Below are 13,085 nucleotides of genomic sequence, written 5' to 3' on the forward strand. Positions count from 1 at the left end.
GCGCGCGTGACGCCAGACGGCACCTCGGGGCGGGTCGAATGCACCCCGAGAGTCGTGCCGCTTGCTTCCGCTTGCAGCAAATATTTACATCTCGTATCCTCGGCGTGCGCTCGTATCGCGCCTGACGTGGGGGGTGCCGTCATTTGCCCAGAGCGGTTCATATGAAGACAACTCCGACGATCGCCGAGCTCGAGCACGAGATTGATGCGCTGCGGCAGCGCGTTGCCGAGCTGGAGATCCCCGCGCGCCGCTATCAGGCGCTGCTCGACGGGGGCATCGTGAGCATGATGATCTACGACCGCGAGAGCCGCGCGATCGAGGTGAATCGTCGGTGGGAGCAGCTCTGGAACTTGCGCCTCGGGGATCTCACCGCGTGGCGGTTGCTGGCGGATGAGCAGGTATCCGCCAATGGATCGATGCCCCTCGTCGAGCGAGCGTTCTTGCGGGGCGAGTCCACGGCGTTGCCTACCATACGTTATGATCCGGTCCAGGCGGAACCGCTCCAGAAGGGAGCGGCCCGCTGGGTCGCCTCCTCGCTCCATCCCATCCACGACGCGGCGGGCGGCGTGCGCGAGGTGCTGCAGATCCACGTGGATATCGGCGAGATCAAGCAGACCGAGGATGAGCTGCGGGCCCAGACCGCGCAGCTCGAGGCCGCGGTGGACGAGCGTACCCGGCGGATCGAGGAGCAACTCCGCGTGAGCGAGGAGCAGCAGCGCGCGATCGCCGCGCTGTCCACGCCCGTGCTCCGGCTCTGGAACGGCATTCTCGCGCTGCCGCTCGTCGGCCGCATCGACGCCGCTCGCGCCGCCCGCATCCTCGACGTGCTGCTCCAGGCCATCGTCGACACGCGGGCGGAGCACGTGATCATCGATGTCACCGGCGTGCCTTTCGTGGACGCGGACGGGGCACATCACCTGCGTGACACGGTGCGCGCGTCCTCGTTGCTGGGCGCGCAGTGCGTCATCGTCGGTATCTCGCCGGCCATGGCGAAAGTGCTGATCGACAGCGATCTCGGCTTCGACGACGTTCCCATCTTCGCGAGCCTCCAGGACGGGCTCCGGCGCTTCCTGTCCTATCGCAACGAGGCCCGATAGCCTGGCGCCCGTGGGCGCGCCTCCAGGACCCCCGACGGCCTCCTCGCGGCGTCGATCCCGGCGACCCGCCCCGAGATCAGCGGTTCACCACGGTGGACGCTCCGTGCAATTTCCGGCTCGAAGCGGCCTGATCATCAAAACGAGAGGCCGGCGCCGAGGTGGAGCATCCAGGTGACCGCGGGCACCTCGTGAATGAGCTGCGTCGGGCTCTCGAACACGAACGAGCGCCGCACCAGCGAGAACTGCGGTCCACCTTGCACGTCGACGCGCACGAGCGCGCCGGGCGAGACGGTCACGCGCGCGAGGAGCCCGAGGCTGGCCCAGGGCACGGTGACCTCATTCACCTCGACGATCGCCTCGCCGACCAGCCCGCTACCGTGGAGAAAGCCGGCCTCGGCGCCCGCGCAGGGCGCGAGCGCGAGCCAGCGCGCCGGGCGAAAGAGGTCCGCGCAGGCGTCGAGCCGGCCGATGCCGCGGGTGAAGCGGGCGCCGCCCGGCCCGGCGTCGACGGCGCCGGAGGCGGCCATCTCGGCCGCGACGCGGAGCGAGGCGCTGACGCCAAGATCGGCGCGCAGCTCGAGGAAAACTCCCCCGCCGCGCAGAACCTCGGGGGCGACCCCGGACGCCGCGCTCGCCTGGAGGCCGAGCGTCCACCGGCGCTCCACCGGCAGCGGCGGGGAGCGCGGGGCGACGGCGGCCGGTGACGCTGGGCGGGCCGGCGGGGCGGCGGGCGGCGGCACGGCGCGCGGCGGGCTCGCCGGTCCCGCCGCTTCACCGCCTGCGGGAGCCGCCGCCCCGGCGGGGTTTGCAGCCGCGGCGGGATCCCTCGTGGGGCTCGTCGCCGCGGCGGGGTTCGCCGCGGGATCCACCGCCCCGGCGGGTTCCGGAGCCTCGGACGAGCTCGGCTCCGCGGCCGGCACCTGCGGGTCGAGGGAAGCGGTGGGGTCGATCCGGAGGGCCGTGATGAGCGCCAGCGCCGCGACGACCTCCGCGCAGGTGGCGCCGCCGACCTCGCGGACGCGTGCCCTCTCCTCCTTGCCAAGGGTGATCCGGCCGCGGCTCGCGCCCCCGCTCCGCGTGATGCGCACGCGCACCTCGAGCGCCGCCTCGTCCGGCGCGGCGGCTCGCGCGCGGCTCGTGCGCGCGCGCAGCTCGCGCACGAACGCCTCGGCGCTGGGACACCCCTCGTGGGCCTCGTACACGATGCGCAGGTGCTGGACCTCCGCGCGCGCGTCGGACCCGGCCAGGGCGCCGGCGAGCATGACGGCGGCTGCGAGCCAGCGCGGGTGGAGCACGGCGCTCTCGAACAGTCGCACGGCGGGGCAGGGTACACCGAGCCGCCATCCGTGGCGGCGCCGATGCGACGGCAAGCGCGACGGGCCGGAGGAAGACGCCGTCCTCTCCCCGGAGCGTTTCCAGCACCTGAGCCCGCGTCGCCTCAACAATCGCTCGCTCCGGTGACGCGCTCGATCCGGGCCTCATGAGAGCAGAGGACGCCGGCAACCTCCATCTTGCCTCTTCTCTCCTTCATCACGCCTTCTGCCACCCTGCGCGTCCTCGTGTCTGGATCTCCTCTCCTGTCCATGTCGCGGCGCCAGAGCCGCGCTGACGAGGGCGGCTGCTCTCTGTGCGCTTCACCCTGGCCGCGAGCTCCCCGCCCGTCATGGCGCCAGTTCCGCGCTCCGGCCTGCTGTTGCTGGAGCTGCAGGCCGCGCGCCGCGCAGCCCTGCGGTGGGTGTTGAATATTCTGTACAGAGCGGATTGATGGCGACCGCTGCCGCTCTGCGGCATGCCGCGGCGCTTCGAGGTGGGAGCTGCGCGGGACACGGCTTCCGGAGGGAAAGCGTTGCCACTCGAGCGGCTCACGAGATTCCCGAAAGTGGCCGACGGCGCGTGAATAGAGCATCCTCTCTGCGCCATGTCTGTTTTATTACAGCCGAGCGCGTTGCCCGAGCCCGGTATCAAGGAGGCGCTCCGCCGGAGCGAGGAGCGCTTCCGGCTGCTCGTCGAGAGCGTGAAGGATTACGCGATCTTCATGCTCGATCCGCAGGGCGTCATCACGACCTGGAACCTCGGGGCGCAGGAGCTCAAGGGCTACACGGCCGACGAGATCGTCGGCCAGCATTTCTCGCGGTTCTACCAGGAGGCGGACGTCCGCACCGGCAAATGCGAGTGGGAGCTCGCGACCGCCGACCGCGATGGGCGGGTAGCGGATGAGGGATGGCGCATCCGCAAGGATGGCACGCGGTTCTGGGCCAACGTCGTCATCACGGCGCTCCGCGGCCCCGGCGGGGAGCTCGTCGGGTTCGCGAAGGTCACGAGGGACCTCACCGAGCGGCGCCGCGCCGAGCAGGAGCGCCTCCGTCTCGCGCAGGAGCAGGAGGCGAATCGCATGAAGGACGAGTTCCTCGCGACGGTCTCGCACGAGCTCCGGACGCCGCTCAACGCGATCCTCGGGTGGTCGTCGCTCCTGTGCGACAGCGTGACCGACCCCGAGACCGCGAAGGCCCTCGAGACGATCCGGCGAAACGCGCAGGCGCAGGCCAGGATCGTGGAGGACGTGCTCGACGTCTCGCGCATCATCACCGGCAAGATGCGCATCGAGACGAGGCCGACGAGCTTCGCGGCCATCGTGACCGAAGCGCTCGAGGTCGTCCGCCCGGCCGCGGACGCGAAGAGCATCGAGCTCTCGGTGCAGGGCGCCGAGCGCCCCCTCCTGCTCCTCGGCGACCCGGCGCGGCTCCAGCAGGTCGTGTGGAACCTCCTGTCCAACGCGGTGAAATTTGCCGAGACGGGGGGACATGTCCGCGTGCGCCTCGAGCAGGTCGGGGCGAGCATCGACCTCGCCGTGCACGACGATGGACGCGGGATCGAGCCCGCGATGATCCCCCACGTGTTCGAGCGGTTCTGGCAGGCCGACAGCTCGATCACCCGCAGGTTGGGCGGGCTGGGGCTCGGGCTGTCGATCGTCCGCCACATCGTCGAGCTCCACGGTGGCAGCGTCTCGGCCCAGAGCGCCGGGCTGGGCCGGGGGGCGAGCTTCTTCGTCACGCTGCCCGTGCGCGCGGCGGCGCCCCTCGCCGAGCAGGGCCCGGACACCCCTCCCGAGGCGGCCGCTCGGAAGCCGACGCGAGCGCGGCTGGACGGCCTCCGCGTGCTCGTCGTGGACGACGAGCCGGACGCGCGCGAGCTCATCCACGCCGTGCTCTGCCAGCGCGGGGCGGAGGTGCACGTCGCGGGCTCCGCGTCCGAAGCGCTCGGCGCGCTCGCCGCGGCGAGGCCGCACGTCCTCGTGAGCGACATCGGCATGGCCGAGCAAGACGGCTACACGTTCCTGCGGAGCGTGCGGGCGATGCCGCGGGACGCCGGGGGGGAGACGCCGGCGATCGCGCTCACGGCCTACACGGGCGGCGCGAGCCAGCGGCTCGCCTTCGAGGCGGGCTACGACGAGCACCTCGGAAAGCCGGTCAACCCGGAGGACCTCGTGAGGCTCGTCCGGAAGCTCGGACATCGAGGGCCCTAGCCGGAGCTGTCGCAGCGCCCGCCAAGGCGTGGCCGCTGGAAAGAGCAGGACAAGACCAGGAGAGGGTTGGCTGGCGCCGCCTGGCCGGGTCGAGGCGCCCCGGTGGCGCACGCCGCGCGAACCATTGAAGGGTCCTTGTCCTTGGAGTTCGCTCACGAAACGTGCTATCGTGTCAAGTCAGCCTTCTTGATTCAAGAGTCCACCGGGGGTTCGCGCCGTCACGCCGGCTCCGCGCCTGATATCATCGTGATCCTGGGGTCTGCGGTCCACGCGCGACGGTGACACCACGGTGAAAGGAGAGCCATGCTCAGGTCCTTTGCATTCGTGCTTGCTGGTACGGTAGTTCTCGGGATCTCGTCGCCGGCACACGCGACGTCGTCGGTCCTTGTCGAGGGGGCGCGGCTGCACGGCGCCAACGGGATGAACGTGGGACCGGACGGCCGGCTGTACGTCGCGAGCCTGCTCGGCAATGAGATCGCCGTCGTGAACCGCAAGAGCGGGGCCGTCGTGGGACGGCTCGACGGGTCGGACGGGGTCGACGGTCCGGACGACCTCACGTTCGGCCCGGATGGCTCGCTCTACTGGACGTCGCTCCTCACCGGGAACGTCGTGCGGCGCTCGCCGTCGGGCGCCATCACCCAGCAGCACGTCGCGCTGGGGGTCAATCCCATCACCTTCTCCGATACGGGGAGGCTCTTCGTGGCGCTCGACTTCCTCGGAGACGGGCTCTACGAGCTCGATCCGGATCTGTCGGATCCGCCGCGCTTCATCGCGGGGAACCTCGGCTTCCTGAACGGCATGGACTGGGGTCCTGACGGCAGGTTGTACGGGCCGATCTGGACGCAGGGCAGGGTGGTCAGCATCGATGTGGACTCCTGCACCGGCGCGGTCGACCCGGAGGTGGAGTGCGATCTCCAGACGGTCGCCGACGGCTTCTTCATCCCCGCGGCGGTCAAGTTCGACGGGCTCGGCCGGCTCCACGCGATCGATCAGGACGGCGAGGTGGTGCGGATCGACGTCGCGACCGGCGACAAGGAGGTCCTCGCGGTGCTCCCGGTCGGCCTCGACAACCTCGCCTTCGACGCGCAGGATAACCTCTATGTCTCGAGCGCCGCCGACGGCTTCGTCGTCCGGATCGCGCCGGACGGGCAGGTGCGCACGCTGCTCCGGGGCGGCCTTGTCCTGCCCGGCGGCCTGGCCGTGCTGAGCGAGGGAGGGGCCGAGTCGGTCTATCTCGGCGACACGGCCTCGCTCCGGACGTTCGACGGCGACACGGGCGAGCAGCTCGGTGTCGAGCCGTCGTTCCTGGGCTTCTCGGAGCTGCACGGGCCCTCCACGGTGTCGGCCGACGGCGCGGAGTTGATCTTCAGCTCGTGGTTCGCCAGCGTGGTTCAGGTCTACGACACGACGACGGCCTCGGTCGTCGAGACCTACAGCGATTTCGCGACGCCGCTCAACGCGGTCCGGTTCCAGGGAGATCTCGTGGTGGCCGAGCTCGGCGCGGGGCCGGGCGCGGGGCGCGTCGTCCGCCAGACAAGCGGCGGGCGCGTGACGCTCGCGCCGGTGGCCGTCCCGTCGGGCCTCGCCGTCGCGGGCGGCGACCTCTGGGCCGCCGACTGGGCCGCCGGCGCGGTCCTCCAGCTTGTGTCCGGCGGCGTGACGCTCTCTCCGCCGCTCGAGGTGGCCGCCGGCCTGTGGCAGCCCGAGGGAATGGCGGTCGATCTGGACGGCTCCCTGCTCGTCGTGGAGAGCGGCAGGCGCCGCCTCCTGCGCGTCGACCCGTCGACGGGACACACCTCGATCGTGGCAAAGCACCTCGCGGTGGGGCTCGAGGCGATCACCGGGACGGTGCCGACCTATGGAATGAGCAGCGTCGCCGTCGGCGCGTCGGGCGCGATCTACGTCTCCGGCGACAAGGGCAACGTCCTCTATCGGTTCTGACCGGGGTTTCGCCCCTTCTTGTGATGGCTGTCATGAACGCGCGCCTCTCGCGGGTCGCGGCGCTCAGCCGCCCTTCGAGAGCCACTGCACGATCAGCGACTCGAGCGCCTTCGCGGCGGCGGCCTCGTCGGTGCGGCCGTGGAACATCTCGGCCGCGAGCGCCTCGGCGGCGCCGATGATCGCGACGCAGCGGAGGTGCAGCTCGCGCTTCGAGAGCTGGACGCACGGCGCGAGCGCGTCCCGGTAGATCGTCACGTACCGATCGAGGAGCTCCCGCTCGACGGCGTCCATCTGCTCGTCGCCCTTCAGCGCCGCGAGGATCGCGTGCCACTGGGGGCCGACCGTCACGCAACAGTGCATGTACGCGGCGCTCACGACGCGCGCCACGTCCTCGAGGCGCCGGCGCGTCCGCTTCAGCGCGTCGAGCAGCGCCGCGACCTGACGGTCGTCGATCTGCCGCGCGAGGGCGATGAGGAGCCCGTACCGCGTCTCGAAGTGCTCGTACGCGATCGGCTTGCTGACCCCCGCGCGCTCGGCGAGGTGGCCGAGCGTCAGCGCCTCGGTGCCCTCCTCGCGCAGGATCGTCTCGGCCGTCCCGAGCAGCTGCTCGCGGCGCTCCGCCTTCGGCAGGCGCTTGCCGGAGGCCTCGCCCCTCGGCCGGGTCGCGGGTCGCGCTGCGTTCGTCCTCGCCATGCGCCTTGACAGTACCACGGGTCGGCGCATATTACCAAAGGTAACTTACTGATGGTAGGTTATGTCAATCACGCCTCGGGCGCTCGCGCGACCCGGCGGGAGGAGTCCATTCCAATGGCCATACGAACGATGTCACCAGCTCTCTTGATCGGCGGCTCAGGTCAGGTCGGCGCGCGCGCGGCGACGGCGCTCCGGCGCCTGCATCCGGACCTCCCGATCGCGATCGCCGGACGCGACGGGCGCAGGGCGGCGGCGGTCGCCGCGGAGGTCGGCGGTCCGACGACGGCGACGACCGTCGACGTCGGCCGGGACGACCTCGGCCTCGAGCGGGGCGCGTCGTTCAGCGCCGTCGTCGCGTTCGTCAAGGACGAGGGGTCGAACGCGTTGAAGCGCGCGCAGGCGGACGGCGTGCCGTACGTCGCCTTCTCGGATTTCGTCTCGGAGATCGGTCCCGTGGTCGCCCACTACGTCGCGCGGCCGACGCGCGCTCCCCTCCTGATGCTGGGCCACACCCTCGGCGGCACGGCGACGCTGGCGGCGCTGCACCTCGCGCAGGAGCTCCGGAGCGTCGACGCCATCGCGATCGCCTGCGTGATCGACGCAAACGACGGCGGCGGACCCGCGGCGCACGCCGATTTCGAGCGACTCAAGCAGACAGGGGGGGCCGCGCTTCTCCTCGACGACGGGAAATGGACCTGGATGCGAGGCGACGCGACGGCTCGGCGCATCGTGGACGCCGAGGGCGTGGCGCACGTCGGCCAGGCCTTGCCGCTCCTCGACGTGGTCAGCCTCGCGGCGGCGACCGACGCGCGATCGATCCGCACCGACATGGCCGCGCGCGACAGGGCGACGAGCGGCGCGGGGCACGTGACGGACCTCATCGTCGAGGTGTCGGGGCGGCGTCACGACGGATCGGTCGCGCGGCTGCGTTACGACATCATCGACGCGGACAGCCTCTCGCGCCTCAGCGCGTACGGCGCGGCGATCGCGACAGAGCGCCTGCTGGGGCTCGCGGGCGGTCCCCCTGTCGGCCCGGGCCTCTACCACCCGGAGAGCGTGCTCGACCCCGCGAGCGTGATGGCGCGGCTCGAGGAGCTCGGCGCGCGCGTTCGCCGCAGCGCGAGCTGCGACGGAGCGTGACGCGGGAGGGGCCCGGCTTGACAGGTCTCCGCGGCGCGGCAGATCCTCCGCCGAGATCGCGCGCCACGTCGCCGCGATCGACCGGGGGAGGGATGCATGCGTGGCTTTGCTGTCGAGTGGCTTGCCTTGAGGGAGCCGGTGGACCATCGCTCGCGGAGCGGGGACCTGTCGAGCGCGCTTGCCGCCCGCCTTGGCGCGCGCGCCGAGGTCTCCGTGGTCGATCTCGGCGCCGGCACCGGCTCCAATTTGCGCGCGACGGCGCCGCTGCTCGGGCCTGAGCAGCGCTGGACGCTCGTCGACCACGACGGCGCGCACCTCGCGGCGGCGCGGGCGGCGCTCACGCGATGGGCCGAGACAACCGTCGAGGACGGCGATCCGCTTGTCGTCGAGAAGGCGGGCAGACGCATCACGGTCTCGTTCCAGCGCGCCGACCTCGCCGCCGATCTCCCCGCCGCGCTGGGCCGCGCGCCGGACCTCGTCACGGCGTCGGCCTTCCTCGATCTCGTCTCCCCGGAGCGCATCGTCCACTTCGCTGCTCAGGTCGCCGCGCGCCGCGCCGTCTGTTACGTCGCGCTCACCTACAACGGCGTCCAGCGCTGGTCGCCGGGCCATCCCGCGGACAGCGCCATGGCGGCCGCGTTCCATCGCCATCAGAGGACGGACAAGGGCTTCGGCGCGGCCGCAGGTCCGGCGGCGCCGCAGCACCTCGCCGAGCAGCTCCGGCGGCAGGGCTACGAGGTGCTGGAGGGCGACAGCCCCTGGGTGCTCGGCGCCGCCGACGCGGCGCTCCTCGAGGAGCTGCAGAGCGGCTTCGCGCAGGCGGTCAGCGACGTGGGCACCCTCGACGCGCTCGATGCGCTCGATGCCAGAACGCTCGATGCCTGGTCGCGGCTCAGGCGTACCGGCGGAGTGGTCGGCCACACCGATCTGCTCGCGTTCCCGCCCTGAGCCGGACGGCCAACAGCGACCCGACCGGGGTTGGGACGGGACCGGCCGGGCGATCACTTCCTTCGATACGCGCCGGGCGTCGTTCCCGTGCGGCGCTTGAACGCCGTCGTGAGGTGCCCTTGATTGGAGAAGCCACACTCCAGGGCGATCTCGGCGATGGACAGCCGCTCGTCCCGGAGCATCGTCATCGCCCTTTCGATGCGGCGTGAGAGCACGTATTGATAGGGAGTCTGGTGAAATGCGTGCTTGAACAAGCGCGAGAAATGGTCCGGCGAATAGCCCACCAGCCCCGCCAGATCGACGAGCCCGAAGTTCGAGGCGAGCTCGCCGTCCACGAATTTCTCGATCTGCGCGCGCTGGCTGCTCGAGAGGCTCGCGTTGCGCAGCGAGATCTCCGCCTTGGCCCCCGCGCCGTACCGAGCCGAGAGGTAGGAAGCCAGCGCCAGGGAGAGCGACTGCACGTAGACGGCGCCGAAGTACTCCTGCCCCTCGGCCTGCGCCTGCAGGCGATGAACCAGGTCGACAACGTGGGCGTCCATCAAACCAAACCGTGGGCCCCGCTCCGGAACCAGGACGGCGGAAGGAGACGAACAAAGAGCGGACATGGACGCTTCGGGAAAGTTCACCGACGTGCACACGGACGGCCGCCCCCGCCACTCGACGCTGTGAAGCCTGGTCCTCCGCGGCAAGAGGTCCATCATGCCCGAGAGCCGCTCGAAGGAATGCTCCCGAACCTCCCCCGAGGTCGGCTCCACGAAGCGAATGTCGATCTGCGAGGGGCCTCCCGCCCAGACCAGGACCGCATCCGACTCGTTGGAGAGTCCCTCGACCCGGCCGCTTTCGGGCATGTACCCGATCCGGAGAGGCAGCCCAACCCAGTCCGATCCGGTGAGAGCCGCTCCGTACTTCGCTGAAAATTCCGCTGTCATGCCCGGGGTCGACCCAGCGCATCGTCGACCTCGAGGAACACAGGGGTCAAGCCTTTCAGGCACGGGACGTGCCCCAGCCCGCACCTCGGCGCGCCAGCGTCGAGCGGATCGGTGCCCGCGCGTCGAGATCCTGAAAACCTTCGCCGGGAATTCGAACGACGTCGCCGCGAGCGCCGCATAGCTTTCGGCCACTTCCTCACAGAGGCCGCGCGGGTGGTGTGGCATCGAGCCAGGCGCCCGCCAATCTTCTGTTCAAAATACAATTTTCTACCTTCGGTCGCCTGCGACCGGGAGCTCTGCTCACATGTCTACCTCGACCTCTCCGCTGCTCGTCCGCCGTGGTGCCTCCGGCGCCTTTGCCCGCGGGATCTCGCTCGCGAGCCTTCTCCTTGTCGGCTCCGTGGCCTGTTCCAGCTCTTCGGATGGGTCGTCCGATGGCCCGGGTGGGTCTGGACAGGCCTCCTCCGGCGGCGCCACGACGGGCGGGGGTGGGGCCGGGACCTCGGGAGGCGTCTCGACCACGAGCGGAGCGAGCAGCACGACGGGGACCGGTGGCTCCGCTTCCAGCAGCTCGAGCGGAGCCGGTGCCGGAGGGGGCGGGGACGGAGGAGGCAGCGGCGGCGCGACGGGAGCCTCGAGCGCGGGTGGGGGCTCTACCGATCCAGGGTTCCAGCCTTGCCCCGCGACGGGCCCCTGCAAGGTCCTGCCCCTCGGGGACTCGATCACCTTCGGCCTCGGCTTCGACGGCGGGTACCGGGTCGAGCTCTTCCGCCTGGCCCGGAAAGACGACCACGAGATCACCTTCACGGGCACGCAGCAGATGAACGGACCGGCGATGGTCGACGGCGCGCCGTTCCCCCGCAATCACGAGGGGATCAGCGGACAGACCATCGCCCAGATCGCCGGTCGTGTGCCGAGCCCGGCGCTCAATGAGGTGCCGCACATCGTGCTGCTCCACGCGGGCACAAATGACATGTATCAATCCCCGAACGGCGCCGACACCCGCCTGGGCGCTCTCCTGGACGAGCTGATCGCCGAGGCGCCCGACGCGCTGATCGTCGTGAGCAACATCATTCCTTTTCCGAGCGGCGCAAGCGCGGTCAATACGTTCAACGCCACCGTCCCCGGGCTTGTCGAGGCGCGAGCCAGCGCGGGCGCGCACATCGTTTACGTCGACCAGTTCGCGGATTTCCCCACGTCCGAGCTCGGCGACGGGGTCCATCCCAATCAGGCGGGTTACGCCCGGATGGCGGGCGTCTGGTACGACGCGATCAGCGACTACCTGAGGTGAGCCGGCCGGGGGTCGAAGCGAGCGCGCCTGGGCCGCGTGCGGCCCACGGCGCCTGAGCCGCGGCCCTCAGTCGCAGTCGAGACACCTCCACTCCACCTGGCCTTCGGCTGGCACGCCGAACCGCTCCGCCGTGTGCTTCTCGAGGTCGATCAGGTTCCCCGACGGCCGGGCGTTCCGGGTGCAGCATCCGCTGCAGTCGGAGTCGGCGCACATGTCGTACACCTTGACGTCGATCTCCCTGCCACTCTTGCGAAGGCGCAGGGTCTTGAGCCTGTACGCCTCGAAGTCCTTGGAGTGCACAGCGGCGATGTTGTTCGCCCTGACCCAGCTCTCGGGCTGCTGGCCGTCGAGGGCCGCGAACTGACCTGCCCACGTGCATCCGTTGTACTCGATGCACTCCTCGCTGCCAGGGTCGGGGTACGACTCGAACCACGTCAAGGTGGCCGTGCGCCACGGCCCGCCCGCGCCGCCGTCGCCCGCGGTGTCACCGCCGCTCACCTTGTCCAGGGTCCAGCGCTGGTTGCTCGTGCCGTGATACGGGTACTGGACGACCGACGTCCCGTCCGCGGCGCGCCCCCAGGTGACGTCGAGGGCCATGCCGGTGTGGGCCGCGTGGATGCTGAACTCGTTGCCGCCCCGGTTCACGAAGGAAAACCGCTGATTCTGCCCGCCGTGGTGCTGCCGCTGCACGACCTGCGCGTTCTCCGAGGTGCTCCCGTCGGCGATCTCGACCGCCTTGTCGCTGTTGACGTTCGTGATGCTGAAATGGCCGCCTCCAACCGAGCTGACCCGGAACAGCTGCGCGCCCGTCCCGTTGCAGGACCACTGCTGCACCCTGGCGCCGTCGGCCTTGCTGGCGCCCGAGACGTCGAGACACTTGCTGGCATGGACCGCTCGTAGAATGTACGTGCCGTCCGTCACATTCGAGACGATGACGGGCTCCGCATCGCTCTGCGCGCTTTCAGTCGGGCTCCCGTCGTCGGGGGCCCCGCAGGCGCCCACCAGCAGTCCGCACGCCACCAGCAGAAAGACACAGCCGCTTGCAGGGTTCCGGATCATGATGTCTCCCTCGAAGCGAATGCGATTCATTCGAACCGCAAAGGTTGAACGTTGAAAGAGGATGGACGCGGTGGAGCGCCTTGTCTCCTCGAGCTCCAGATCCATCGCCGTCCCGCAGCTCGCGAACAGAGCAGGATGCATGCCGCCGGCGAACGGGGCCCGTGCGCTCGCGGAGCACCGGCTCAGCGGATCCTTGCGATGCGGCGCGATGAAGGGTGGATCCGCGCGATCACCCCCCCGGGCGGAGATGGCTCGGCCAGCTCCGGGGGGCGATCTCCGGGATCACCCCACGCTACCGCGCGGGCCGATCTTGGTGAACAGCCGCTCGTGGGCGGCGCGCAGGCAGGTTGGACCTGTGCCTCGCGGCGTCGCGCGGCACGTATTTCGCGACGCAGGCGACGCTCCGGCACGTCGCCTGCTTGACGCACCGCGTCCCGCGGGGCTCGCGCGAGTGGCACTGCGAG

At 70.6% G+C, this 13,085-nt stretch carries 10 protein-coding genes; 6 read left to right on the plus strand and 4 right to left on the minus strand.

The window, feature by feature from the left end:
* Window positions 1–161 precede the first annotated feature (161 nt).
* A complete protein-coding gene (locus tag WME75_RS13350) occupies window positions 162–1,097 on the plus strand; it encodes an STAS domain-containing protein (RefSeq protein ID WP_437490263.1) in 936 nt (311 codons plus the stop codon).
* Between the two features lie 134 nt (window positions 1,098–1,231).
* On the opposite strand, the gene WME75_RS13355 is transcribed toward WME75_RS13350, so the two are convergent.
* Complete coding sequence (locus WME75_RS13355; protein WP_437490265.1) at window positions 1,232–2,413, minus strand: hypothetical protein; 1,182 nt, start codon at window positions 2,411–2,413, stop codon at window positions 1,232–1,234.
* Between the two features lie 602 nt (window positions 2,414–3,015).
* Between WME75_RS13355 and WME75_RS13360 the strand changes: the two genes are divergently transcribed.
* Complete coding sequence (locus WME75_RS13360; RefSeq protein WP_437490267.1) at window positions 3,016–4,620, plus strand: hybrid sensor histidine kinase/response regulator; 1,605 nt, start codon at window positions 3,016–3,018, stop codon at window positions 4,618–4,620.
* 303 nt (window positions 4,621–4,923) lie between these two features.
* The gene (locus WME75_RS13365; protein WP_437490270.1) at window positions 4,924–6,561 is read left to right on the plus strand and encodes a hypothetical protein; all 1,638 of its coding nucleotides are present in this window, start codon (window positions 4,924–4,926) and stop codon (window positions 6,559–6,561) included.
* A gap of 63 nt (window positions 6,562–6,624) precedes the next feature.
* Here WME75_RS13365 and WME75_RS13370 read toward each other — a convergent pair whose 3' ends face one another.
* Window positions 6,625–7,254 (minus strand): TetR/AcrR family transcriptional regulator, encoded by a 630-nt coding sequence (locus tag WME75_RS13370; RefSeq protein WP_437490272.1) that lies wholly within the window; start codon window positions 7,252–7,254, stop codon window positions 6,625–6,627.
* Between the two features lie 129 nt (window positions 7,255–7,383).
* Here WME75_RS13370 and WME75_RS13375 point away from each other — a divergent pair, with 129 nt between their 5' ends.
* Both WME75_RS13375 and WME75_RS13380 read left to right on the plus strand, forming a co-directional pair.
* Window positions 7,384–8,394 carry a hypothetical protein gene (locus WME75_RS13375; protein WP_437490275.1) on the plus strand — a complete coding sequence of 337 codons (1,011 nt, stop codon included), beginning with the start codon at window positions 7,384–7,386 and terminating at the stop codon, window positions 8,392–8,394.
* A gap of 138 nt (window positions 8,395–8,532) precedes the next feature.
* Window positions 8,533–9,342 (plus strand): class I SAM-dependent methyltransferase, encoded by an 810-nt coding sequence (locus WME75_RS13380; RefSeq protein ID WP_437490278.1) that lies wholly within the window; start codon window positions 8,533–8,535, stop codon window positions 9,340–9,342.
* A gap of 53 nt (window positions 9,343–9,395) precedes the next feature.
* Here WME75_RS13380 and WME75_RS13385 read toward each other — a convergent pair whose 3' ends face one another.
* The gene (locus WME75_RS13385) at window positions 9,396–9,881 is read right to left on the minus strand and encodes a helix-turn-helix transcriptional regulator (protein WP_437490281.1); all 486 of its coding nucleotides are present in this window, start codon (window positions 9,879–9,881) and stop codon (window positions 9,396–9,398) included.
* Window positions 9,882–10,575: 694 nt separating this feature from the next.
* Here WME75_RS13385 and WME75_RS13390 point away from each other — a divergent pair.
* The gene (locus WME75_RS13390) at window positions 10,576–11,562 is read left to right on the plus strand and encodes an SGNH/GDSL hydrolase family protein (RefSeq protein ID WP_437490284.1); all 987 of its coding nucleotides are present in this window, start codon (window positions 10,576–10,578) and stop codon (window positions 11,560–11,562) included.
* A 66-nt stretch (window positions 11,563–11,628) separates the two neighbouring features.
* On the opposite strand, the gene WME75_RS13395 is transcribed toward WME75_RS13390, so the two are convergent.
* A complete protein-coding gene (locus WME75_RS13395; protein ID WP_437490287.1) occupies window positions 11,629–12,621 on the minus strand; it encodes an RICIN domain-containing protein in 993 nt (330 codons plus the stop codon).
* Between the last annotated feature and the right edge of the window lie 464 nt (window positions 12,622–13,085).

The organism is Sorangium sp. So ce1014, assembly GCF_051521505.1.
In the GTDB taxonomy this organism is placed as follows: Bacteria; Myxococcota_A; Polyangia; order Polyangiales; family Polyangiaceae; genus Sorangium.

What these genes read in the sequence shown, in the direction of transcription:
- WME75_RS13350 (WP_437490263.1), top strand. Translation starts at nt 162, where the DNA reads ATGAAGACAACTCCGACGATCGCCGAGCTCGAGCACGAGATTGATGCG.
- WME75_RS13360 (WP_437490267.1), top strand. Translation starts at nt 3,016, where the DNA reads ATGTCTGTTTTATTACAGCCGAGCGCGTTGCCCGAGCCCGGTATCAAG.
- WME75_RS13365 (WP_437490270.1), top strand. Translation starts at nt 4,924, where the DNA reads ATGCTCAGGTCCTTTGCATTCGTGCTTGCTGGTACGGTAGTTCTCGGG.
- WME75_RS13370 (WP_437490272.1), bottom strand. Translation starts at nt 7,254, where the DNA reads ATGGCGAGGACGAACGCAGCGCGACCCGCGACCCGGCCGAGGGGCGAG.
- WME75_RS13375 (WP_437490275.1), top strand. Translation starts at nt 7,384, where the DNA reads ATGTCACCAGCTCTCTTGATCGGCGGCTCAGGTCAGGTCGGCGCGCGC.
- WME75_RS13385 (WP_437490281.1), bottom strand. Translation starts at nt 9,881, where the DNA reads ATGGACGCCCACGTTGTCGACCTGGTTCATCGCCTGCAGGCGCAGGCC.
- WME75_RS13390 (WP_437490284.1), top strand. Translation starts at nt 10,576, where the DNA reads ATGTCTACCTCGACCTCTCCGCTGCTCGTCCGCCGTGGTGCCTCCGGC.
- WME75_RS13395 (WP_437490287.1), bottom strand. Translation starts at nt 12,621, where the DNA reads ATGATCCGGAACCCTGCAAGCGGCTGTGTCTTTCTGCTGGTGGCGTGC.